Origin of the sequence: Rhizobium sp. NFACC06-2 (assembly GCF_900101425.1) — a bacterium.
Classification (GTDB): Bacteria; Pseudomonadota; Alphaproteobacteria; order Rhizobiales; family Rhizobiaceae; genus Agrobacterium; species Agrobacterium leguminum.
Map to the genome: position 1 here is coordinate 318,162 of NZ_FMVA01000001.1, position 22,765 is coordinate 340,926.

20 protein-coding genes are annotated in these 22,765 nt (G+C 60.5%); 12 read left to right on the forward strand and 8 right to left on the reverse strand.

The annotated features are described in order from the left end of the window. The first annotated feature begins 254 nt into the window (after positions 1 to 254). From F3H58_RS01745 to F3H58_RS01775, 7 genes are all read left to right on the forward strand, one after another. Positions 255 to 1,466 (forward strand): pyrophosphate--fructose-6-phosphate 1-phosphotransferase, encoded by a 1,212-nt coding sequence (locus F3H58_RS01745; protein WP_149741000.1) that lies wholly within the window; start codon positions 255 to 257, stop codon positions 1,464 to 1,466. 52 nt (positions 1,467 to 1,518) lie between these two features. Beyond that, on the forward strand, positions 1,519 to 2,154 hold the full coding sequence (locus F3H58_RS01750) for a LysE family translocator (protein WP_149741001.1): 636 nt from the start codon (positions 1,519 to 1,521) through the stop codon (positions 2,152 to 2,154). 136 nt (positions 2,155 to 2,290) lie between these two features. Then, positions 2,291 to 3,376, forward strand: coding sequence for a lytic transglycosylase domain-containing protein (locus F3H58_RS01755; protein ID WP_149741002.1), 1,086 nt, complete (start codon positions 2,291 to 2,293; stop codon positions 3,374 to 3,376). A 199-nt stretch (positions 3,377 to 3,575) separates the two neighbouring features. Further along, entirely contained in the window at positions 3,576 to 4,826 is a 1,251-nt protein-coding gene (locus F3H58_RS01760) for a BtaA family protein (RefSeq protein ID WP_149741003.1), read from the forward strand. Next, the gene (locus tag F3H58_RS01765) at positions 4,823 to 5,542 is read left to right on the forward strand and encodes a class I SAM-dependent methyltransferase (RefSeq protein ID WP_162935840.1); all 720 of its coding nucleotides are present in this window, start codon (positions 4,823 to 4,825) and stop codon (positions 5,540 to 5,542) included. Before F3H58_RS01760 ends, F3H58_RS01765 begins: the two co-directional genes overlap by 4 nt. Positions 5,543 to 5,777: 235 nt before the next feature. Then, positions 5,778 to 6,557 carry a glycoside hydrolase family 25 protein gene (locus tag F3H58_RS01770; protein WP_149741004.1) on the forward strand — a complete coding sequence of 260 codons (780 nt, stop codon included), beginning with the start codon at positions 5,778 to 5,780 and terminating at the stop codon, positions 6,555 to 6,557. Between the two features lie 122 nt (positions 6,558 to 6,679). After that, entirely contained in the window at positions 6,680 to 7,906 is a 1,227-nt protein-coding gene (locus F3H58_RS01775; protein ID WP_065655800.1) for a lytic murein transglycosylase, read from the forward strand. A 466-nt stretch (positions 7,907 to 8,372) separates the two neighbouring features. Here F3H58_RS01775 and metF read toward each other — a convergent pair whose 3' ends face one another. The 3 genes from metF to ettA all read right to left on the reverse strand — a co-directional run bounded on the left by metF (position 8,373) and on the right by ettA (position 12,091). Next, positions 8,373 to 9,266 (reverse strand): methylenetetrahydrofolate reductase [NAD(P)H], encoded by an 894-nt coding sequence (gene metF / locus F3H58_RS01780; protein WP_003522177.1) that lies wholly within the window; start codon positions 9,264 to 9,266, stop codon positions 8,373 to 8,375. 1 nt (position 9,267) lies between these two features. Then, entirely contained in the window at positions 9,268 to 10,281 is a 1,014-nt protein-coding gene (locus F3H58_RS01785) for an ArsR/SmtB family transcription factor (RefSeq protein ID WP_149741005.1), read from the reverse strand. A 160-nt stretch (positions 10,282 to 10,441) separates the two neighbouring features. Beyond that, the gene (ettA, locus tag F3H58_RS01790; RefSeq protein ID WP_149741006.1) at positions 10,442 to 12,091 is read right to left on the reverse strand and encodes an energy-dependent translational throttle protein EttA; all 1,650 of its coding nucleotides are present in this window, start codon (positions 12,089 to 12,091) and stop codon (positions 10,442 to 10,444) included. A 147-nt stretch (positions 12,092 to 12,238) separates the two neighbouring features. On the opposite strand from ettA, the gene F3H58_RS01795 reads away from it, so the two are divergent. The 4 genes from F3H58_RS01795 (at position 12,239) to F3H58_RS01810 (ending at position 17,106) form a co-directional block, all read left to right on the forward strand. Next, a complete protein-coding gene (locus tag F3H58_RS01795) occupies positions 12,239 to 13,225 on the forward strand; it encodes an alpha/beta hydrolase (RefSeq protein WP_149741007.1) in 987 nt (328 codons plus the stop codon). Positions 13,226 to 13,287: 62 nt separating this feature from the next. Next, positions 13,288 to 14,490: a succinate--glutarate CoA-transferase gene (caiB, locus tag F3H58_RS01800; RefSeq protein ID WP_149741008.1), complete on the forward strand. Its 1,203-nt coding sequence runs from the start codon at positions 13,288 to 13,290 to the stop codon at positions 14,488 to 14,490. Continuing rightward, positions 14,487 to 16,154, forward strand: coding sequence for a thiamine pyrophosphate-binding protein (locus tag F3H58_RS01805; protein WP_188128733.1), 1,668 nt, complete (start codon positions 14,487 to 14,489; stop codon positions 16,152 to 16,154). Before caiB ends, F3H58_RS01805 begins: the two co-directional genes overlap by 4 nt. Positions 16,155 to 16,341: 187 nt before the next feature. Next, positions 16,342 to 17,106 carry a HugZ family pyridoxamine 5'-phosphate oxidase gene (locus F3H58_RS01810; RefSeq protein ID WP_149741009.1) on the forward strand — a complete coding sequence of 255 codons (765 nt, stop codon included), beginning with the start codon at positions 16,342 to 16,344 and terminating at the stop codon, positions 17,104 to 17,106. Between the two features lie 260 nt (positions 17,107 to 17,366). Here F3H58_RS01810 and F3H58_RS01815 read toward each other — a convergent pair whose 3' ends face one another. From F3H58_RS01815 to F3H58_RS01825, 3 genes are all read right to left on the reverse strand, one after another. Next, positions 17,367 to 17,708: a RidA family protein gene (locus F3H58_RS01815; RefSeq protein WP_003494829.1), complete on the reverse strand. Its 342-nt coding sequence runs from the start codon at positions 17,706 to 17,708 to the stop codon at positions 17,367 to 17,369. Between the two features lie 48 nt (positions 17,709 to 17,756). Continuing rightward, a complete protein-coding gene (locus F3H58_RS01820) occupies positions 17,757 to 18,095 on the reverse strand; it encodes a protein tyrosine phosphatase family protein (RefSeq protein WP_003494827.1) in 339 nt (112 codons plus the stop codon). A gap of 220 nt (positions 18,096 to 18,315) precedes the next feature. Then, a complete protein-coding gene (locus tag F3H58_RS01825) occupies positions 18,316 to 19,149 on the reverse strand; it encodes an aldose 1-epimerase family protein (RefSeq protein ID WP_149741010.1) in 834 nt (277 codons plus the stop codon). 156 nt (positions 19,150 to 19,305) lie between these two features. Here F3H58_RS01825 and F3H58_RS01830 point away from each other — a divergent pair, with 156 nt between their 5' ends. After that, positions 19,306 to 20,694 carry a L,D-transpeptidase family protein gene (locus tag F3H58_RS01830; protein WP_020813638.1) on the forward strand — a complete coding sequence of 463 codons (1,389 nt, stop codon included), beginning with the start codon at positions 19,306 to 19,308 and terminating at the stop codon, positions 20,692 to 20,694. Positions 20,695 to 20,763: 69 nt separating this feature from the next. Here the strand turns inward: F3H58_RS01830 and F3H58_RS01835 are convergent, their stop codons facing one another. Together F3H58_RS01835 and F3H58_RS01840 are read right to left on the reverse strand one after the other, a co-directional pair. Continuing rightward, on the reverse strand, positions 20,764 to 21,969 hold the full coding sequence (locus F3H58_RS01835) for an MFS transporter (protein ID WP_020813639.1): 1,206 nt from the start codon (positions 21,967 to 21,969) through the stop codon (positions 20,764 to 20,766). Positions 21,970 to 22,015: 46 nt separating this feature from the next. After that, on the reverse strand, positions 22,016 to 22,663 hold the full coding sequence (locus F3H58_RS01840; protein ID WP_149741011.1) for a TetR/AcrR family transcriptional regulator: 648 nt from the start codon (positions 22,661 to 22,663) through the stop codon (positions 22,016 to 22,018). Positions 22,664 to 22,765: the final 102 nt, after the last annotated feature.

Below are 22,765 nucleotides of genomic sequence, written 5' to 3' on the forward strand. Positions count from 1 at the left end.
TATTCATCTTTGCGACAGTTTTGCTTCAGGAACAAGAGCGCGCCAGACGATGACGCGACAGTTTTCCACAGATGGCGGGAAGCCGACCACCGGCTATGCCGATTGAAACGATTATATTCCGCCACTTTGCTCAAGCCGCTGAAAAACCGCGAGAAATCGGCGTTTTTCTTCATAAATTCACTTTACACCTACACGCGGCTGTCGCATCCATTTGCCAGACATGTCTTTGGGTATATGTGAAAAGGAGAGCCATGATGGCCAAACAGAAAGTCGCAATGCTGACCGCGGGTGGCCTTGCGCCCTGTCTCTCTTCGGCCGTGGGCGGCCTGATCGAGCGTTACAGCGACATCGCGCCCGAGATCGACATCATCGCTTACCGCTCGGGTTATCAGGGCGTGCTTCTGGGTGATCGCATCGAGATCACCAGGGATATGCGGGAAAAGGCGCATCTGCTGCACCGTTACGGCGGTTCGCCGATCGGCAACAGCCGCGTCAAGCTCACCAATGCAGCCGATTGCGCCAAGCGCGGCCTGGTCAAGGAAGGCGACAATCCGCTTCGCGTCGCGGCTGACCGGCTGGCGGCTGACGGCATCACCATTCTTCACACCATCGGCGGTGACGACACCAATACGACGGCTGCGGACCTCGCCGCCTATCTCGGCGCCAACGGCTACAACCTCACCGTCGTCGGCCTGCCGAAGACGGTCGACAACGACGTGGTGCCGATCAAGCAGTCGCTCGGCGCCTGGACGGCCGCCGAAGTCGGCGCCTCCTTCTTCGACAATGTCAGCAACGAACAGAGCGCAGCGCCGAAAACCTTCGTCATTCACGAAGTCATGGGCCGCCATTGCGGCTGGCTGACGGCCGCCACCGCCCGTGCCTATATCCAGAAGACCAGCGGCAATGAATATGTCGAAGGCCTGATGATGAACACGCAGATGAAGAACATCGACGGCATCTACCTGCCGGAAATGGCCTTCGACATCGAGGCGGAAGCCGAGCGCCTGAAGGAAATCATGGACAGGAACGGCTATGTCACGCTGTTCGTTTCCGAAGGTGCGGGCCTCGATTCCATCGTCGCCGAACGCGAAGCCTCCGGCGAGGCTGTCAAGCGCGACGCTTTCGGCCATGTGAAGATCGACACCATCAATGTCGGCGGCTGGTTCCAGAAGCAGTTCGCCAGCCTCATCGGTGCGGAACGCTCGATGGTGCAGAAATCAGGCTATTTCGCCCGCTCCGCCGCCGCCAATAGCGACGACCTGCGCCTCATTCAGGGCATGGTCGATCTCGCCGTCGAAAGCGCGCTCAACAAGGTCTCCGGCGTCACCGGCCATGACGAAGGCCAGAATGGCAAATTGCGGACCATCGAGTTTCCGCGTATCAAGGGCGGAAAGCATTTCGACCTCTCTGCAAAATGGTTTACCGAAGTGATGGAACACGTCGGTCAGCCGTTCACAGCGGCCTGATTTTACGATAGGCTAAAATAATACGGCGACAGGGAGGGCAAGGAGGAAGAGAATGTCTGGACAGGCCTGGCTGATTTTTTGTGCAGCATGTGCCGTTGTGTTCGCACTCCCCTCTCCCCTTGTATTTTCTGTTGCCTCTTATGCCGCCATTCGCGGCAAAAAGACGGTCTTCGCCTCCGTCATCGGCGGCGCGCTCGGCATTGTCACGGCCATGACGATTTCCGCCATTCCGGTGGCCGGTCTCGCCTGGCTGCCGCAATCCTTCGTGGAAATCGTGCAATGGGCCGGCATCGGCTGGCTGATGCTGTTCCTCCTGTGGACCTTCGCCACGCCTGCCGCCCAGGCCGCCAATGCCGATAATGACAACCTGCCGGGCAAATCCTGGAGCGGTATTTTCCGCGATTGTTACGCCATTGCCGCCCTGCGCCCGCGCTACTTCGCTTTCTTTCTGGCGTTGCTGCCGCAATTCGTGTCCACCTCCGGCAATGCAATTGAAACGCTTGCCATGGCGCAGGCCGCCATCCTGCTTCTGGCGCTGGTGATTCTGACCGCGCAGGCGCTGTTTGCCGGGCCTACTCTGGCGATTGTGCGCCGCATGTCGGGCGATAAAAAAATCCGGCCGAAATACCGCACTCACTTCATTTCCGGCCGCGCCGTCAGCGCCGGATACAGGCGCATCGCCGCCTGAAAAACCGCCCGAAAGCCGGGGAGAAACGTCCCGGCTTGCCGCTATCCTTACAATAGGTTAATGAAGGCGCGACGGGACACTGCCTGCTTCGCTCGACGCGGGGGTATCGAAAGACAGGCATAACGAAGGCGGCAACATGCGAAATTCCGGCAAATTCCGCGGAAGAAGTGCACTTCTTCTGTCTTCCACCGTGGGTCTGGCACTGGCATTGAGCGCATGTACCAGCGTCGAATATACCGCAAAGGAAGGGCCGAACGGCCCGACGATCGCGACAGTCAATCCCGCGACCACTCCTGCGCAGACATCGGCGCAGCCGGCAACGGCCGAAGCAGCAGCGGGCGCGACCCCGGCAGCAGCAGCAACGGTGCAGACCGCCGAAACCACAACCCCTTCCCAGCCTACAGCACTTCCCACCGCAGTCGCCGTCAAGGGCGGACGCGTGGCGCTGCCGCCGGCTTCTGAAATTGCTGCAGCCGCAGCCATAGCCGCCCAGATGCAGCCGCAGCAGAACGAAGTCGCCCAAGCTGGTGTGACGACATCTCCGCCGACCACGGCCACGGCGCTGGCACCGACAAGCGCCACTCCGGCGGCCGCAGCCATCGAAACGGCTGACGTGGCGGTCAAGCCGGCTACCCATAATGCCGCCGCCGATCTGCCGCAGGTGGTTGCCGTCAAGGGCAGCTTCCCGCCCGCACCGCCGCCGCCCGGCTCGCCCTCCATCGGCACCGAACTGACGGCGGAACGCAAAGTCATTCCGCTGCCGAAGCCGGACAGCACGGTTCTGGCCTATGCCGCCGGTCCCACCAACGCCGCGCTGGCCGCCATCCGCCAGAACGAATCGATGACGGCGCCGCTCAATTCCGCGCCGGCCGGACGCGAAAAGCTGAGCGGCCTCATTACCAAATACGCCACCATGTATGATGTGCCGGAAGATCTGGTTCACCGCGTCGTGCAGCGCGAGAGCCGATATAATCCCGGCGCCTATAGCAGCGGCAATTTCGGCCTGATGCAGATCCGGCACGCCACGGCCCGCTCCATGGGCTTCGATGGCCCCGCCTCCGGCCTTTTCGATGCCGAAACCAACCTCAAATACGCCGTCAAATATCTGCGCGGCGCATGGGTTGTGGCCGGCAACGACCGCGACAACGCGGTCCGGCTTTATGCGCGCGGTTATTATTACGACGCCAAGCGCAAGGGCATGCTGCACGTTTTGCGCAAGTGATTGCCTCCGGCTCCGTTATGCGAATGCAACCGCGCGGCTTTTCTTAAGCCGCCGGGTGTTTTCATTTCGTCATCCTGATTGGGCGGCGCGGGCTGGTTTTCCACCGACAGCCCTATTCCCCGGCTTTGCCCACAGCCCCTGTCATCAAATTGTAGTGTCACGGCTGTAGACGCCTCTCAATCGACTGAGAGGTGAACATATGACGAGTGCGGCACCCAAGACCGGCTTCAGCAAGAACACGAAACTGAAGTCCGCATTGCTCCAGCACAAGGCACTCTCCAAAAGCGGTCTGTCCGAGCGCTTCTTCGGCGTCCTCTTTTCCGGCCTCGTCTATCCGCAGATATGGGAAGACCCGGAAATCGACATGGAAGCGATGGAGCTTGGCGAAGGTCACCGCATCGTCACCATCGGCTCGGGCGGCTGCAACATGCTGGCCTATCTCTCCCGCAATCCGGCCAGCATCGATGTCGTGGACCTCAACCCGCACCACATCGCGCTGAACAAGCTGAAGCTCGCCGCCTTCCGCCATCTGCCCGCCCATCAGGACGTGGTGCGCCACTTCGGCCGCGCCAATACGCGCAGCAACAGCCACGGTTACGACCGCTTCATCGCCGAGCATCTCGACGCCACGACCAAGGCTTACTGGTCGAAGCGCACCCTTTCCGGCCGCCGCCGCATCTCTGTCTTCGACAGGAACATCTATCGCACCGGCCTGCTCGGCCGCTTCATCGGCGTCGGCCATCTCATGGCCCGGCTGCACGGCGTAAAGCTGACCGAAATGGCCAAGACCCGCACGCTGGACGAACAGCGCCAGTTTTTCGACAGCAAGGTGGCGCCGTTGTTCGACAAGCCGGTGGTGCGCTGGCTGACGAAGCGCAAAAGCTCGCTCTTCGGCCTCGGCATCCCGCCCCGGCAATATGACGAGTTGGCCAGCCTTTCCGCCAATGGCACGGTCGCATCCGTGCTGAAGGAACGGCTGGAAAAGCTCGCCTGCAACTTCCCGCTCAGCGACAATTATTTCGCCTGGCAGGCCTTTGCACGCCGTTATCCCGAGCCGCATGAGGGCGCGCTGCCCGCCTATCTCAAGCCGGAATATTACGAGACGATCCGCAACAACACGGCACGCGTCGCGGTTCACCACGCCACCTATACCGAGCTTCTCTCCAGAAAGCCGGCAAGCGCCGTCGACCGCTATATCCTCCTCGATGCGCAGGACTGGATGACGGACACGCAGCTCAACGAATTGTGGTCGCAGATCAGCCGCACCGCCGCGCCCAGTGCGCGCGTCATCTTCCGCACCGCGGCCGAAAAGAGCGTCATCGAAGGCCGGCTTTCGCCCGATATCCGCAACCAGTGGGTCTATCTCGAAGAGCGCTCCAACGAGCTCAACGCCATGGACCGCTCGGCCATCTACGGCGGCTTCCATATCTATCAGAGGGCTATGGCATGAAAACCATCGGCGAGAATGTGGGCCTTGCAGATAGCGCGCATGCGAGCCTGATGGACCGCATGTATCGCCACCAGCGGCATATCTACGATATCACCCGCAAATATTACCTTCTCGGCCGTGACCGGACCATTTCCGGCCTCGACGTGCCGAAGGGCGGCACGCTGTTGGAAGTCGGCTGCGGCACCGGCCGCAACCTGCTGCTGGCCAGCCGCAAATTTCCGCAGGCAAGACTGTTCGGCCTCGACATTTCCGCCGAAATGCTGCTGACCGCAGCCGAAAATTTCGCCGGCAAGGCGGAACGCCCCATTCTGCGCGTGGCCGATGCCACTGCTTTTCGCGCCTCCGAATTCGGCCAGCCCGACGGCTTCGACCGCGTCATGATCCCTTATGCGCTGTCGATGATACCGGACTGGGAAAAGGCGATCGAACAGGCGCTCACGGCGCTGAAACCCGGCGGCTCGCTGCATATCGTCGATTTCGGCCAGCAGGAACAATTGCCGAAGTGGTTCCGCACCCTTCTGCAAGCCTGGCTCACCCGTTTCCACGTCACGCCCCGCGCCAATCTCCGCTATGTTCTGGCCAATATGGCCGGCCGTTTTGACGGTAATCTCGAATTCGAGGAAATCGCCCGGGGTTATGCCTGGCGGGCTGTCATCACGCTTCCGGTTGCCGAAGCGCAGCAGCCGAAAATCCACCGCATCCTGGCCGACGCCTGATTCCCGGCGGATTGCGAATCCCGCCTGCGCGCCTGTGGCGTAGTCTTCAAGGCTCCGCCGGGCGACGTTTCAGCAGTAAAAATCGCAGATCGCTTCAAATCCAGCGGCTTGCGAGATGCAAAAAAGCACCTTGCCCCTTGCCATAACCGCTTGTTTACCATGTTATGCGTAAATCGGGAGATACGGCGCGCCGTTTTGCGGCCGCGGGATGGGCAACACTTTCATCAGGGTTTCAATGCGGCTGCGTTTATCGGCACTATTGTCGGCTTTGCTGTTGATCGGCGGCTGCACCTCCACCAGCTATGACCTGCTGGAAACCGCATCCGTTTCCAGGCCGAAATTTTCCGATACCGATCCGCAGGATTTCGGCACGAACAACCCGCACCGCCATGAGGTGCACGGCATCGACGTGTCCAAATGGAATGGCGATGTCGACTGGCCGACCGTGCGCGAATCAGGCGTGTCCTTCGTCTTCATCAAGGCGACGGAGGGATCGGACCGCATCGATCCGAAATTCGGCGACCATTGGCGCAGCGCGGCGGCGGCAGATGTTCTGCACGCGCCCTACCACTTCTATTATTTCTGTTCGACAGCAGACGCCCAGGCCGACTGGTTCATTCGCAACGTGCCGAAGGAGGCCGTCACCCTGCCCCCGGTTCTCGACGTGGAATGGAACCCGGCCTCGCCCACCTGCAAGACGCGCCCGGCGCCCGGCATCGTTCGCGCCGAGATGCAGCGTTTCCTCGACCGCATCGAAGCCCACTATGGCAAGCGTCCGATCATCTATACCTCGGTCGACTTCCATCGCGACAATCTCGTCGGCCAGTTCAAGGATTACCATTTCTGGGTCCGCTCCGTCGCCGCCCATCCGGCCAAGATTTACGAAGATCGCAAATGGGCCTTCTGGCAATATACCGCAACCGGCGTCGTCCCCGGCGTGAACGGTCCGACCGACATCAATGTCTTTGCCGGAACGGAGAAAAACTGGCGGAAATGGATTGCTTCCGCCAAATAACACGGCCAAGAAGCAACACTTTTGAAAAATCGGCGTTGTTCTGCAACGTCAGATCATTCGGTCCGTTTTTTTGTCGCAAACATATGGGTAAAGCGGGCTAACAACCTATCGAGGAAATTCCCATGCCCACGTTCCGGTCGCGCAGCATCGTTTTTGCCGCCGCTTTGTCGCTTCTTTCCACCGGCTCCGCCCTCGCCACACCGCCAGTGGCCGCGCCTGACGATCCCAAGCAGGTTGCCTGCGGCGGCGATCTCGGTGCATTCCTCGAAGGCGTGAAAGCCGACGCGCTTGCCAAGGGCATTCCGGCCGACGCGATCCAGAAGGCGCTTGCCGGCGCGCAGATCGACCCGAAGGTGCTCTCGCGTGACCGTGCACAGGGCGTCTTCCGCCAGACCTTCCTGGAATTCTCCCAGCGCACCGTCAGCCAGGCCCGTCTGGATATCGGCCGCAAGAAACTTCAGGAACTCTCCTCCACCTTCGCCCGCGCCGAAAACGAATTCGGTGTTCCGGCCGGCGTCATCGCCGCCTTCTGGGCCATGGAGACGGATTTCGGCGCCGTTCAGGGCGATTTCAACACCCGCAACGCGCTTGTAACCCTCTCGCATGATTGCCGCCGCCCGGAACTCTTCCGCCCGCAGCTGCTGGCGCTGATCGAAATGGTCCAGCACGGCGATCTCGATCCCGCCACCAATACCGGCGCATGGGCCGGTGAAATCGGTCAGGTGCAGATGCTGCCCAAGGACATCATCGCCTTCGGCGTCGACGGCGATGGCGACGGCCACATCAACGTCAAGAGCAGCGCCCCGGATGCGATCCTGACGGCTGCGAAGTTCATCCAGCATCTCGGTTTCAAGAAGGGCGAACCCTGGATTCAGGAAGTCTCGCTGCCGGAAAACCTGCCTTGGGAAAAATCCGGCCTCGGCGGCCCGCTGACCGCCGGTGACTGGTTCGCACTGGGCGTCACCCCGCGCGACGGCAACAGAAACTTCGCCACCCTGCCCGCAGCCCTCATCATGCCGCAGGGACGCAAGGGACCGACCTTCATCACCTATCCGAACTTCAACATCTATCTGGAATGGAACCAGTCGTTCATCTACACGACCTCAGCCGCCTATTTCGCCACCCGCCTCATGGGCTCTCCCGTCTACAACAAGGGCAATCCCGAGCCCGGCTTCGATGACGCGACCATGAAGGAGCTTCAGACCAAGCTTGAGGCGCGCGGACACAATGTCGGCAAGGTGGATGGCATTCTCGGTTCCGGCACCCGCGTCGCCATCCAGAAGGAGCAGCAGCGTCTCGGAATGCCCGCCGATGGCTGGCCTTCGACCGCACTTCTGCAGGCGCTTTAAGCAATCTTAACGGCGCCTTCCGGCCCTTAATCTGTCGGACGGAATCAAGGCATAAAGCGTTAATCTCGACCTGATGACTGGGGATAACACCCCGGTCATTTACTTTTTTTAAACATATGAAGCACTGCGTGATAAGAAAATAATCTTTTATTTTCAAATAATTACAGAAATTTCTTTTTTATGTCATTCGGAGACGTGCTGCACTGCATCACAAAAACCGCTTTTCAACTGCCACAAAACGGTCATATTATCGAACCTGTCAACAAGAGGAGGCACCCATGGGACTTACAAAATCTCTCAATGCCTTGGCAGTCGGTTTGGCGTTTTTGTTCGTAGCGATGATGCTTTTCATCTGACGAGACGTGAAGACCAAACGCAGATAAGAACCGTAGATGACACGAGTTTAAAAAGCGCAGGCCCTGAGGGACCTGCGCTTTTTTCATCTCGGTAATCTGCTCTGGTAAAATCAGGCGGCGCTGCGGCGCAGACGCTCCAGCCCGAGATTTTCAAGCACCGCATCAACCAGCGGCGCGCGGTTCATGGTGTAGAGATGGAACTCATTGACGCCACGCCGCTGAAGATCGGCGATCTGCTCGGCGGCAACCTCCGCGGCCACGCGGGCACGACCTTCCAGATCGTCGTCATAACCTTCGAAACGCTCATCCAGAAAACCGGGAATGCTGGTGCCGCAGCGGCCGGCGAAACGCTTGAGCTGGGTGAGGTTCTGGATCGGCATGATGCCCGGAACCACCGGAATGGTGATGCCCGCAGCCGTCACCCGCTCCATATAACGTTCGAACACGTCATTATCGAAGAAGAACTGCGTCAGCGCCCGCGTCGCGCCATTATCCGCCTTGCGCTTCAGCATATCGATATCGACCGCTTCGCTTGCGCTTTCCGGGTGCTTTTCCGGATAGGCCGACACGGAAATCTCGAAATCGGCAATTTCACGCAGCCCCTTCACCAGAGCGGCGGCGTTCTCATACCCTTCCGGATGCGGCTTGTAGGCCGTGCCGATGCCCGTGGAGGGATCGCCGCGCAGCGCCACGAAATGACGAACGCCGGCATTACGAAACTCTTCGATGACCTGATGCACGTCCTCACGGCTGGCATCCACGCAGGTCAGATGCGCAGCGGTCGCCAGATGGCTGTCGCCGATCATCCGGCGCACCGCATCCAGCGTCGGCGCTTTGGTGGAACCGCCGGCGCCATAGGTGACCGACACGAAATCCGGGTTCCATTTCTTCAGTTCGGCAACCGTTTCCCAGAGCTGGGTTTCCATCTCGGGATTCTTGGGCGGGAAAAACTCGAAAGACAACCGGATATCGCCATCACGGCGCGCGGTTTCCGACCTCAACATATCATGCCCTCCCGGCAGCAAGTAAAACGGCCTCTTGCACCACATCGTCTGCCATCAGCAGCCGCTGGTCACGGGCAACCCAAATCGTAACATCCAGAGCTTCGTCGGACGCTTTTTCAGAATGAAGATCGACGGCACGCTCCAGAGAAAGTCCGGCCTTCTTCAGCCACTCTTCCATCAGCGGATGCGAGAAACCGAGCCGCACATGCGCATGCTCGTCGCGCAGATATTCGAAGGAATGCGGCGCAAGATCGATAACGATCAGCCGCCCGCCGGGGCGCAGCATGCGCGCGGCTTCGGACAGCGCAATTTCCGGCTGGTCGAGAAAATGCAGGACCTGATGGATGACGATCAGATCGAAATCCTGGCCTTCCAGCGGCAGGTTGAGAATATCGCCATGGCGCACGGATGCATTGACCACGCCCGCCTTGTCGAGATTGGCACGCGCCACCGACAGCATGTCACGGCTGGCATCCACACCGATCGCGCGGCGATAGATACCGCTCAGAAGCTGCAGGATGCGGCCGGTGCCCGTGCCGAGGTCGAGCAGCGAATCGACCGGCGTGGTGCCCACCAGCTTCAGGAGCGCGCCTTCCACGGCCTCGTCGCTGACATGCAGGCGGCGCAGCTCGTCCCACGCGGAGGCGTTGCGGCTGAAATAATCCTGCGCCCGCTCCGCGCGCACCCGCTTGACGGTGGCAAGACGTTCGCTGTCACGCTGAAGAACGGCGTCCGAGGGCGATGCGGCGCCAAGCAGCTGCCGGATGACAATGGCGGGCTCACCATCTTGCCGCAGGCGAAAATAAGCCCATGCGCCTTCCTGATACCGCTCGATCAGCCCCTCTTCCGTCAAAAGCTTGAGGTGGCGGGAAATACGCGGCTGAGACTGGCCGAGAATTTCGGTAAGGTCAGTGACCGTCAGATCGCCGGCAGAAAGAAGCGCCAGCAATCGGAAGCGCGTCGGTTCACCCGCCGCCTTCAAGAGATCCACCAATTTGTCCAGACCGAACGCCACTCTGTCGCGCCTCACATACTAATCAAGATATAAAGATATCTTTATGTCGATGTGGCGCGAGATGCAAGCGCAAAGTGGCTTATACCTTCATCAGGCCCGCTTATTACACAGTAAAAGGCCCGCTTTGCGGCGGGCCCTTTTTAAGTCATCTGGAAAAGGATCAGCGTGTCAGGCGCTTGTAGCTAACCCGGCCGGGCTTGATGCTTTCCGGGCCCAGGCGGCGGACCTTGTCCTTTTCATAGTCCTCGAAGTTGCCTTCGAACCATTCCACATGGCTGTCACCCTCGAAAGCGAGGATGTGCGTGGCCAGACGGTCAAGGAACATACGATCGTGGCTGATGATAACGGCGCAGCCGGCGAAGGCTTCCAGAGCTTCTTCAAGCGCTGCCAGCGTTTCCGTATCAAGGTCGTTGGTCGGTTCGTCGAGTAGCAGCACGTTGCCGCCGGCCTTCAGCATCTTGGCGAGGTGCACGCGGTTGCGCTGACCACCCGAAAGGTTGCCGACCTTCTGCTGCTGATCGCCGCCTTTAAAGTTGAAGGCGCCGCAATAGGCGCGCGAGTTCACTTCGAACTTGCCGAGCTTGATGATGTCGTTGCCGCCGGAGATTTCTTCCCACACGGTCTTGTCACCCGCCAGCGCGTCACGGCTCTGGTCAACATAACCGAGCTGAACGGTGTCACCAACGGTCACAGAACCGCTATCAGGCTTTTCCTGGCCGGTGATCATCTTGAACAGCGTCGTCTTACCGGCGCCGTTCGGGCCGATGACGCCGACAATACCGCCGGGCGGGAGCTTGAAGGACAGGTTCTCGATCAGCACGCGGTCGCCATAGGATTTGGTGAGGTTCTCAGCCTCGATGACCACACGTCCGAGACGCTCGGCAACCGGGATAACGATCTGCGCATCGCCGGGACGACGGTTTTCCGCTGCTTCCACCAGCTCGTCATAGGCCTTGATACGTGCCTTGGACTTCGTCTGGCGGGCCTTGGGGCTGGAGGCGATCCATTCCTGTTCACGGCTGATTGCCTTCTGCCGCGAGGCATCTTCGCGGGCTTCCTGCTGCATGCGCTTGGCTTTCGCCTGCAGGTAAGCGGAGTAATTGCCTTCGTAAGGAATGCCGCGGCCGCGGTCGAGCTCAAGAATCCAGCCCGTGACGTTGTCGAGGAAGTAACGGTCGTGGGTGATCATCATCACGGCGCCGGGATAGTCGCGCAGGTGCTTTTCGAGCCATGCGATGGTTTCGGCATCCAGATGGTTGGTCGGTTCGTCGAGCAGCAGCAGGTCCGGCTGCGACAGCAGCAGGCGGCAAAGCGCCACGCGGCGACGCTCACCGCCCGAAAGGCCAGTCACCGGCGAATCGCCGGGCGGGCAGCGCAGGGCGTCCATGGCCATTTCGACCTGATTTTCCAGATCCCAGAGGTTCTGGCTGTCGATCATGTCCTGGAGCTTTGCGCCCTCATCCGCCGTTTCGTCGGAATAGTTCATCATCAATTCGTTGTAGCGGTCGACGATGGCCGTCTTGCTCGCCACGCCTTCCATGACGTTTTCCATCACGGTCTTGTTTTCGTCGAGCTTCGGCTCCTGCTCGAGATAACCGAGCGTAGCACCTTCGGCCAGCCAGGCTTCACCGGTATATTCCTTGTCGAGGCCGGCCATGATTTTGAGAACGGTCGACTTACCGGCGCCGTTCGGGCCGAGGATACCGATCTTGGCATCGGGGTAGAAGGAGAGATGGACGTTCTCCAGAACCTTCTTCGCGCCATAGGACTTGTTCAGCCCAGCCATGTGATAGATGAATTGACGTGCCATTGTAGCGAATGCTCCACATCGGATTTTTAAGAGTACGTATCGGGAAATTTGCCGCTATGTAGGGTAAATAGGACCTTGGGGCAACCTCTGGCACGATTATGACCCCATGATTATGACAAGCTGCGTGATGAGACGATGGGTGCTGCCATGAATGAGACGACCGATAACTTCGCGTTCAGCCGGATTGAGAGGCTGGAAGCCCCTTCCGGCGCATCGATCGCCTTCCGTCATCAACCTTCTGCTCTATCCCCCGCTCGTGGCGTGCTGATGATCTGCCACGGCCTTGTCGAGCACGCCGGCCGTTACCGCCGTTTTGCCGATGTCATGGCGAAACAGGGTTTAGAGGTCTATGCCCATGACCATCGCGGCCACGGCCGCACGAAAGCCGCGGATGCGCCTCTCGGTCGATTTGCCTGGAAGGATGGCGCGGACAAGGTCGTGGCCGACGTCGTGGCGATGCGCGTGATGGTCGGTGAAAGACATCCCGGCCTGCCGGTCATCCTGTTCGGCCATTCCATGGGCGGCCTCGTCGCGCTCAACACCGCCGTCAGCCACCCGGATGCCTTCGATGGTCTGTCGATCTGGAATTCCAATCTCAATCCCGGCATCATGGGCCGCCTCGCGCAGGTGGTGCTGCGGCTTGAAAAGATGCTGAAAGGCTCGGATGTGCCGAGCGCCATTCTGCCGAAGGCAACCTTCCGCGTGTGGAATGCGAAAATGCCGGAAAGACGCACCCATGCCGACTGGCTGAGCCACGACAGGGCGGCGGTGGACGCCTATGTGGAAGACCCGCTCTGCCAGTTCGAGGCGAGCGTTTCCCTGTGGCAGGATGTCTTCGAACTCTCCTATCGCGCACCGAAACTCATCAAGCGCCTGCCAAAAACCTTGCCGCTTCTGCTTGTCAGCGGCGATCAGGACAAAGCCACCAATGACGGCAAGGAGATCGTCTGGCTGGCGGAGCGTTTCCGCGAGGCAGGTTTCAGCCGTGTCGAGCACACGATCTACAAGGGCATGCGACACGAGACCTTGAACGAAATAGGCTGGCAGCCCGTCGCGGCGGATTTTGCCGTCTGGTGCGGCCGCGTCGTCGGCGATCGAGGGCCTTTGCCGAAACGGAATAAGTCCATGAGATAAAATCACATGCGACGCGGCAAGCGGCGGTCTATAAACCGGCAGACACAAATACCGGGGGACCGATGACCGACATGCTGAACAGGAAACCGCCGCTATCAGGCATTCGCGTCATCGAGCTGGCGCGGGTTCTGGCCGGTCCCTGGGCAGGGCAGATGCTGGCCGATATGGGCGCTGATGTCATCAAGGTCGAAAACCCCGAGGGCGGCGACGATACCCGCGCATGGGGACCGCCTTTCGTCGAAAGCGAAGATGGAGAAAACCTCTCCGCCGCCTATTACCACGCCACCAATCGCGGCAAACGCTCCATCGTCGCCGATCTGAAAACGCCCGAGGGCTGCGAGCTGGTGCGCCGGCTGGTGCGCACCGCCGATGTCGTCATCGAAAATTTCAAGCGCGGCGGGCTTGCCAAATATGGCCTCGACTACGAGAGCCTGAAGGCGCTCAATCCGAAGCTGATCTATTGCTCCATCACCGGCTTCGGCCAGACCGGGCCTTATGCCGATCTCGCCGGATACGACTATATCGTTCAGGGCATGTCCGGCTTCATGTCGATAACGGGCGAAGCCGACGGCCAGCCGATGAAGGCGGGCGTGGCGGTTGCCGATATTTTCACCGGCATCTATTCCGTATCGGCCATTCAGGCGGCGCTGATCCACGCCATCCGCACAGGCGAAGGCCAGCATATCGACATGGCTCTTCTCGATGTGCAATCGGCCGTGCTCGCCAACCAGAACATGAATTACCTGATTTCCGGCAAGCCGCCCGTCCGGCTCGGCAACGCCCATCCGAATATTTCCCCCTATGAGGTGGTGCCGACGGCTGACGGTTTCCTGATCCTCGCGGTCGGCAATGACGGCCAGTTCCGCCGCCTCTGCAATATCCTCGGCATCGGCGCGATTGCCGATGACGAATGTTACGCGACGAACAAGGCCCGCGTGGCCCATAAAGCGGAAGTCCGGCAGATCGTTTCCACCGAAACGCTGAAATGGCAGAAGCGCGATCTTCTGACCGCCTGCGAAAAGAATGCCGTCCCTGCCGGACCGATCAATTCCATCGAGGAAATGTTCGCCGATCCGCAGGTGAAGGCGCGCGGCCTTCGCGTCGATCTGGAGGCGGAAGACGGCACCGTCATCCCCGGGGTCCGAACACCCATTATCATGTCGCAAACGCCGCTGCGCTATGAACGCCCGAGCCCGAAGCTCGGCGAACATCAGGCGCAGGTGCTGGCCGAACTGGAAAACATCGAAAGGACCACGACGCCATGACTGCAGCCGGAATGAAAAGAACAGGCGGGCAATTGATCGTCGAAGCGCTGAAGGCCAATGGCGTCTCCCGCGTTTCCTGCGTTCCGGGCGAAAGCTATCTCGCCGTACTGGATGCGCTTTATGAAAGCGGCATCGAAACCGTGGTCTGCCGCCAGGAAGGCGGCGCCGCCATGATGGCCGACACATGGGGCCGGCTGACGGGTGAACCCGGCATCTGCATGGTGACCCGCGGACCGGGCGCCACCAACGCCTCGGCCGGCCTGCACATCGCAAGGCAGGATTCCATTCCGATGATCCTCTTCATCGGTCAGGTGCAGCGCGACGCCCGCGAGCGCGAGGCGTTTCAGGAAGTGGAATATCGCCGCGCCTTCACCGAATTCGCCAAATGGGTGGGTGAGATCGACGATGCGCGCCGCATCCCCGAATTCGTCACCCGCGCCTTTGCCGTCGCCACCTCCGGCCGCCCCGGCCCGGTGGTGCTGACGCTGCCCGAAGACATGCTGGTGGAAGAGGTCGAAGCGCCCGAAGCAAAGCCCTATACTCCGGTCGAAGCGCATCCCGGCCCGTCACAGATGGCCGCCTTCGCAAAAATGCTTGGCGAGGCGAAGCGCCCGGTCTTCATCATCGGCGGCACACGCTGGTCCGAGGAAAGCGTCGCAGGCTTCAAGGCATTTGCGGAAAACAACAAGCTGCCCGTCGGCTGCTCCTTCCGCCGCCAGATGCTGTTCGATCATCTGAGCCCCTCCTATGCGGGCGATGTCGGCATCGGCATCAACCCGGCGCTGGCCAAGGAGATCAAGGAGGCCGATCTCGTGGTGCTGCTCGGCGGCCGCCTCTCCGAAATGCCGTCTTCCGGCTATACGCTGCTCGACATCCCCTACCCGTCGCAGAAACTCGTCCATATTTATCCGGAAGCCGAAGAGCTTGGCCGCGTTTACCGTCCCGATCTCGCAATCTGCGCCGCACCGGACGATTTTATCGCCGCCCTCTCCTCCATCACAGTTTCCGGCAGCGCCGCATGGGCGGATCGCACCGCCGCCATGCATGCGGCCTATCTCAGCTGGTCCACCCCGCCGAAGACCGGCCCCGGCGCTGTGCAGATGGGTCCGATCATGGACTGGATCGAGGCCAATGTGCCCCAGGATGCGATCTTCACCAATGGCGCCGGCAACTATGCCACCTGGGTGCATCGCTTCCATCGTTTCCGTCGATACAATACACAATCGGCCCCAACATCAGGCTCGATGGGTTACGGCCTGCCGGCAGCGGTCGCGGCCAAGCATCTGTTCCCCGAGCGTGAGGTGATCTGCTTTGCCGGCGACGGCTGTTTCATGATGCATGGGCAGGAATTCATCACCGCCGTGCGTTACGGCCTGCCGATCATCACCGTACTGGTCAATAACGGCACCTACGGCACGATCCGCATGCATCAGGAGCGGGAATATCCCGGCCGTGTCAGCGGCACCGATCTCGTCAATCCGGATTTCAACGCCTTTGCCAAAGCCTATGGCGGCCACGGCGAAACGGTGGAAAGAACGCAAGACTTTGCCGCCGCCTTCGAACGGGCGCGGGCAAGCGGCAAGCCGGCCATCATCGAGGTGAAGCTGGATGCCGAAGCCATCACGCCAACGCGTACCCTGACACAGATCAGGACCGGAAGCTGATATTACGCATGGACACGGCTCCGGCATGGTGTAAATCCTGACGCTCGCTTGACGTCATCCTCGGGCTTGTCCCGAGGATCCAATAACGTCGAGTTAAATCGATCGGTTGCAGATGCTCGGGACAGGCCCGAGCATGACGTGGAGAGGTTTTATGCTTCTCTCAGCATCCACTCACTCAGGATAAGACATGCCGGATACAGCCCCTCTCGTCATCACCCCGCGCGGCGCAAAAATCGAACCCTCGGCCGGCGCGCCTTTCGAGGCCGTGCGCGTGGCCCGGGATGTGCTGCACACGTCCCGCACGGCAGCGCTTGCGACCCTCGATCCCCTCAGTGGATATCCCTATACGACCGCCACCAATATCGGCATCGAGCCGGACGGGACGCCGTTCTTCTTCGCGGCGGGGCTGACGCTGCATGCCCGCAACATGGAGGCGGACGCACGCATCTCGCTGACGCTCGCCCCCTTCGGCAAGGGCGATGCCCTGACGCTGCCGCGGCTGACACTGGTGGGCAAGGCGGAACAAATCGGCCCGGATGAAGTGCCGCTCGCCATCGCGCGCTACATTGCCCGCTACCCCAAAGCGAAACTTTATCTCTCCCTTCCCGACACGAGACTTTACCGGTTGCGGACGGAAGGCGTGCAGATCAATGGCGGCCCGGCCCGCAATGCCAGCAACATCACCCCGGCCGATCTGCGCACCGATCTGTCAGGTGCAGACGAACTGATGGCGGCGGCGGAAAGCGAAGTGATCCGCCTTAACGCCATCAAGGGCGAAGCGGCCCGGCTTGCCGTTCTGGCCGGCGCAAAAAGCGGCCGTTGGACGATCACCTCCATCGACCCGGATGGCATCGATCTCGCCTCGGCGAGCGATCTGGCGCGGCTGTGGTTTGCGGAGCGGGTGACGACGTTGAAGCAGTTTGAGAAGGCGCTTGCTTCGCCGGTGAGGTGACGGACGCAAGCGATTCAAAAAACATGAAAACTTGGCATTCTGTGGCCATGTCGCAACGCCGCGCCGTCACCCCGGACTAGATCCGGGGTCCAGCGCGATCAAGTCATTGATCCCGAAAGACTCTCTTCACGGCGCAGACGCGCCGTGGCTGGATGCCGGATCAAGCCCGGCATGACGGGGAGAGTTTTTGACCCCATCCCATCAAAAAAGCCGGGCCGCATTCCGCGACCCGGCCTTTTCTTGAAAACTCAGACGGATGCTCAGAGAGCAGCGGTCACGATGAACTCAACCTTGTAGTCCGGCGTGGCCAATGGTGCACCGCTGGTGGCGCGGGCCGGCGGGTTTGCCGGGTCGATCCAGCCTTCCCAGACGGCGTTCATTTCGCCGAAGGTGGACATGTCGGAGAGGTAGATGATGGTCTGCAGGATCTTCGACTTGTCCGAACCGGCAGCGGCCAGCAGGCGGTCGACTTCAGCGAGAGCGGACTTGCTCTGTTCCGTAACGCTCGTGCCTTCGCCAACTTGGCCGGCCAGATAAACGGTGTTGCCGTGAACGACGGCGCCGCTCATGCGCTTGCCCGGCTCGATACGCTTGATGGTCATGGAAAACTCCTGTTGATTGGCATTTAAAATAGAATGATGCGCGGAAAATCAGCCGCGCAGGTGATGGGTCTTTTCGTAGATTGCCGTCGAGCGCGCACCGGAACGGCAATAGCCGAGCATCGGGCGCTGCAATTCGTCCAGTGCATCCACCATGCCGGTAACGGCATCGGCATCGACGCCATAGCGGCCAACCGGCACATGCATGATGGTGAGGCCAAGCTGTTCGGCACGCTCGGCAATATCGGCGAAAAGCGGCTGGCCGTCTTCTTCGCCGTCAGGGCGGTGGCAGACGATCGACTTGAAGCCGAGCGCCTTGATCTCGTCGAGATCGGCGACGCTGATCTGTCCCGTTACCGAATATTCGTCGTCTATGCGCCTGATATCCATGTCATGCCTCCGCTGAAACCGGCGTCCGCGCCGCTGGCTGTCACCCTTAGAGCGTTTCCAGTAAAAGCGGAAACGCTTTTACGTCCGGACAACGCGTAAAATCAAAGAGCTAGATCGGTTTGGCGATTCGAAGAAAAGCCAAAACGATCTAGAAATCCGCATCCGATGTAAGCGGTCAAACCCCGTGCGTCAATGATGGCGCACCGTCATTCGCTACAGTTCAGAGGATGGAAAAGCGCAGGCCGAAGGAACGGCTTTCGCCCGGCTGGAGAATATTGAACTCGCCGGAAGCCTCAAGCTCGCTCCGCCCGACCCAGCGATGCGATACCGGCTCGATGCCGAGCACATTGGCCGGCGCCTGCTGGTTGCGCCACATCTGCAGATAGGGCAGCGTTTGCGTGCGAAAACGCACCGTCAGCGTTTTCCCGCCAATGGCCGCAATCGGTCCGAGCGCGAGCGACGCCCACTCGTCATCACCGGCGGCAACGCAGAAAACATTGCCCGGCTCCTCGCCGAAACGCCAGCCGTGGCCGCCGCCTTCCAACATCGCGCCCTCAAGCCGCACGGCATTGTCGAAGAGGCGCGCGCCGACATTCATATGATACATCAGGAACACTGGAATGGGCCGCTCGGACGTGTTGACGATCTTATCATCGAGGCTGACCTCGCCGCTCTCTCCGTCGATGCGCCATGTCCGTTCCAGAAGGGCCGTGCCGCCATCGGCAAGCTTCACGGGAACCTCGACGCGCGCCAATGCATTGGACTCTTGAACATCGAACGCAATGACCGTCGCGGGATGCGAGGAAAAGGACCCATGCAGCGGATATCGACGTCCCTCACCGCCGCCATCGATCGGCTCGGGATGGCGGATATGGTCGGGGCCGCAGGTGAACAGAAAGCCTTCCAGCGAGTGGTCGATGCGCGCATCGCCATCGTCGGGAATGGCGCGACCGGGCGCGATGTCGATGCCATCGACGACGCAGGCGCCGATATCGAAGACGGAGGTTTCATCGAGGAAAATGCGTGGCGATCTGCCAGCCTGAAACGAACGCAAGATAGACCTCCCTGTCACCCTGAAAACGCATGCTTCACGGAAACGCTACTAACCGTGACGGAAATTAAGATTGCATTAACCGCGAATTCACCTTTTTCACAATAGGGTCAAGATTGCGGTGTGTTTATCGGTGAACAAGTAAGGGATAGCAGAATCGTGAAACAGTTTCTTAACGCAGCTCTGGGTCTGACAGTCGCGCTGGCGGCAGCTATCGCCCCGCTACAGGCTGGCGCGCAGCAGCGTTATGGCGATCAGCAGACGATGCTGGTGACCCCGGACGGTCGTGTGCTCGACTTCATGCCGGAGCGCGGCGATATCGTCATCAGCCGCGATTCCATGGGACGCACGGTGTTTTACGACCAGTACGGCAATCTCCTCGCCACCGAAATGCCCTCGGGCTACCAGCAGCGACAGCAGGCGCGCCAGCGCGACACCACCTATTACCCGCCCGCCCCCGGCGGCCAATATCGCGAGCCACAACGCGACTACGGCTATCAGGACAATGGCAGCGTGCGCGATTACCGCGAATATCGCGGCGATGGTTCCGACGAGAATTTCTATACCGGCTCCGTTCCCGCACCCGGTGCGGTGGAAAGCGGCCCGCTCGGCCAGCCGATGCCGGGCGAAAGCACCACGGCCGCCGTTCCGCAGCCGGACCACCTGATCGAGCGCCATACGCCGGTAACAACGCCGGTCAATCGCTCGCGCCAGGAAATCGTCGCGCTCCAGACATTCCTCGACCGTGAAGGCATCTCGCCCGGCGTTATCGACGGCAAGATGGGCGACAACGTCAACAAGGCGATTGCCGCCTGGCAAGACATGACCGGCGAAAAGCTCGACCCCAACAATTCCGATGACATTCTGGAGCGTCTGCGCGCTTCCGGCGGCATGCCGATCGTCGACTACACCATTACCGCCGCCGACGCCGCCGGCCCCTATGTCGCCTCCATCCCGGACGACTATGCCGAGAAGTCGCAGCTGCCTGCCCTCTCCTTCACCTCGACGTCGGAAGCGCTCGCCGAACGTTTCCACATGGATGAGAACTATCTGAAGGAACTGAACCCCGGCATCGATTTTTCCGTTCCCGGCACCATCATCAAGGTCGTCAATCCGGGCGAGACAAAAAAAGGACAGGTTGCCCGCATCGTCGCGCATAAGGGTATCAAGCAGGTGTTCGCCTATGGTCAGGACGGCAATCTGATCGCCGCCTATCCGGCCACCATCGGTTCCACGGACACGCCCTCGCCAAGCGGCACGCACACGGTGGAGCGCATCGCGCTCAATCCCGGCTACACCTATAATCCGAAGATCAACTTCAAGCAGGGCCAGAACGACAAGATCCTGCAGATTCCCCCGGGTCCGAACGGCCCGGTCGGCACGGTCTGGATTGCCTTGTCGAAGCCGACCTACGGCATTCACGGCACGCCGGAACCCTCGAAGATCGGCAAGACCAACAGCCACGGCTGTATCCGCCTGACCAACTGGGATGCGACCGAACTGGCGAAAATGGTCCGTCCCGGCGTGGTGGTCGAATTCGCGGAATAGGATCGACCGAAAGAAAAAAGAAAAAGCCCGGCGGTTTGGTCTGCCGGGCTTTTTTCATTTGGTGGCGTTTCAGTCACGTTTTTCCGTGAGGAAATAAAGCAGGGCTGCCACCGGCAAGGCGAAGCCGATCCAAGAGGCGGCTTGCCATTCGCCGACGGCATAGGCCCAGCCGCCAACGGCGGAACCGATTGCGCCGCCCATGAAGAACGTCGCCATATAGATGCCGTTCAAACGGCTGCGGAATTCCGCCCCGAGCGTGAAGATAGCACGCTGGCCAAGCACCAGATTGGTGGTGACGCCGAAATCCAGAACAATGGCGGCGACGACCAGAATGGCGAGCGCCAGATGCGAGCCTTCGGGCGCAAGATGCGTGACGGCGAAGGAGAGCGCCACCGCCACCAGGGCAAAGAAGGTGGCCGCACGCGTCCAGCCACGGTCCGCCATCCGCCCGGCAATCGGCGCGGCCACGGTGCCGGCCGCACCGGCCAGCGCGAAAAGCGCGATCTCACCCTGGCTCAGATTGAAATGCGGTCCGCTCAGATAAAGCGGCGTCGTGGTCCAGAACAGGCTGAAAGCCGCAAACAGGAAGGCGTGATAGATCGCCCGCCGCCGCAGGATCGGCGTGTGCAGCGCCAGCCGGCCCATCGAAGCCATCAAGGCCCCATAGCTCAGCCGCGCATCGGGCATACGGGCGGGCAGAAGCCGGAAAAGCACCACGGCAAGAAGCGCCATGACGGCCGCCGAGGTCAGAAACACACCGCGCCAGGAGACCACTTCCGACAGAAGGCTGGAAACCGGCCGCGCCAGCATGATGCCGGCCATCAGCCCGCTCATGACATTGCCGACCACCCGGCCGCGAATGGCATGCGGCGCCATGTGGGCGGCATAGGGAACGATGACCTGCACCGCCACGGAACTGACGCCGACCAGAAAGGCCGCAATCAGAAACGGGGCCGCATGCGGCGCAAATGCTGCCGCCACAAGGGAAAGCACCGCCATCGCAACGGCGCTGACCACCAGCTTGCGGTTTTCAACGAGATCGCCGAGCGGCACGACAAACAGCAGACCGATACCGTAACCGATCTGGGTCAGGGTCACGATCAGCCCCGTCGCACCGGCAGAAAGACCGAGTTCCGCCCCGATGATGCCGGCCAGCGGCTGGCCATAATAAAGATTGGCGGCAATCAGTCCGCAGGCAGTCGCCAAGAGGAACGTCAAGGCCGGGGAAATGGATGTTGCCTCGACATCATCCCCTTCAATTACACGCGTCGTCATCATTTTCTCCAATATGGAAACAATTGTTTCCTAAATAGTCACAAAATCACTCGGCAAGCTTCATGGCGATATCCACCACGGCCACCATGTCTTTGAGGCTGCGCCCCGTCTTTCCCACCACGCGCATGCCGTACATCATGCACAACATCGCCCGGGCGAGATCGTCGGGATCGGCCTTCGAACGCACGGAACCATCCTTCTGCCCTTCGGCAACGAGGCGGGCGACAATTCGCTCCCTCGCCTTCACCGCCCGCTCGACCACGATTGCAATATCGTCATCCAGAGCCGCCAGATCGGCAGCAGCACCAACCACCAGACATCCGTCAGAGCCGACACCGCCATACGACCGTTCCGCATAGAACATCAGGCCCGCCCTCAGGCGCTCATAACCGGTGTCACAACCGGCCACCGCCGCTTCGAAACGCTCGGTCTGCACGATCCTGTAGCGTTCCATCGTGGCGATGAAGATGGCTTTCTTGTCCTTGAAAGCCTTGTAAAGGCTACCCTGCGCCAGTTCCATCGCATCGGTGAGATCACCGACGGAGGTGGCATGATAGCCGCGTCGCGAAAAAACGCGGATCGCCCCATCGAGCGCACGGTCGACGTCAAACTCGCGCGGCCTGCCGCGATGGCGCTGTTCCGGTGAATTGGTGTGGTTGATATTGCTCATGGCCGGAATATAGGAAATGATCATTTCCAATTCAAGCGAATAATGAAACCGGCGCGGAAAAACGTCGACCGATGCCCGGACAAGCTCAACGGCGGCCAATGGTCCAAGGCATCATCATCCGTCTGC

Coding starts and splice junctions, on each gene's coding strand:
- F3H58_RS01815 (WP_003494829.1), bottom strand. CDS start 17,708: ATGACCATCAAGCGTATCGAGCCGGGCAAGCGCATGAGCGGCGCCGTC.
- F3H58_RS01765 (WP_162935840.1), top strand. CDS start 4,823: ATGAAAACCATCGGCGAGAATGTGGGCCTTGCAGATAGCGCGCATGCG.
- F3H58_RS01745 (WP_149741000.1), top strand. CDS start 255: ATGGCCAAACAGAAAGTCGCAATGCTGACCGCGGGTGGCCTTGCGCCC.
- F3H58_RS01755 (WP_149741002.1), top strand. CDS start 2,291: ATGCGAAATTCCGGCAAATTCCGCGGAAGAAGTGCACTTCTTCTGTCT.
- F3H58_RS01795 (WP_149741007.1), top strand. CDS start 12,239: ATGAATGAGACGACCGATAACTTCGCGTTCAGCCGGATTGAGAGGCTG.
- F3H58_RS01835 (WP_020813639.1), bottom strand. CDS start 21,969: ATGACGACGCGTGTAATTGAAGGGGATGATGTCGAGGCAACATCCATT.
- caiB (WP_149741008.1), top strand. CDS start 13,288: ATGACCGACATGCTGAACAGGAAACCGCCGCTATCAGGCATTCGCGTC.
- F3H58_RS01805 (WP_188128733.1), top strand. CDS start 14,487: ATGACTGCAGCCGGAATGAAAAGAACAGGCGGGCAATTGATCGTCGAA.
- F3H58_RS01810 (WP_149741009.1), top strand. CDS start 16,342: ATGCCGGATACAGCCCCTCTCGTCATCACCCCGCGCGGCGCAAAAATC.
- F3H58_RS01760 (WP_149741003.1), top strand. CDS start 3,576: ATGACGAGTGCGGCACCCAAGACCGGCTTCAGCAAGAACACGAAACTG.
- F3H58_RS01775 (WP_065655800.1), top strand. CDS start 6,680: ATGCCCACGTTCCGGTCGCGCAGCATCGTTTTTGCCGCCGCTTTGTCG.
- F3H58_RS01840 (WP_149741011.1), bottom strand. CDS start 22,663: ATGATCATTTCCTATATTCCGGCCATGAGCAATATCAACCACACCAAT.
- F3H58_RS01820 (WP_003494827.1), bottom strand. CDS start 18,095: ATGGATATCAGGCGCATAGACGACGAATATTCGGTAACGGGACAGATC.
- metF (WP_003522177.1), bottom strand. CDS start 9,266: ATGTTGAGGTCGGAAACCGCGCGCCGTGATGGCGATATCCGGTTGTCT.
- F3H58_RS01750 (WP_149741001.1), top strand. CDS start 1,519: ATGTCTGGACAGGCCTGGCTGATTTTTTGTGCAGCATGTGCCGTTGTG.
- F3H58_RS01770 (WP_149741004.1), top strand. CDS start 5,778: ATGCGGCTGCGTTTATCGGCACTATTGTCGGCTTTGCTGTTGATCGGC.
- ettA (WP_149741006.1), bottom strand. CDS start 12,091: ATGGCACGTCAATTCATCTATCACATGGCTGGGCTGAACAAGTCCTAT.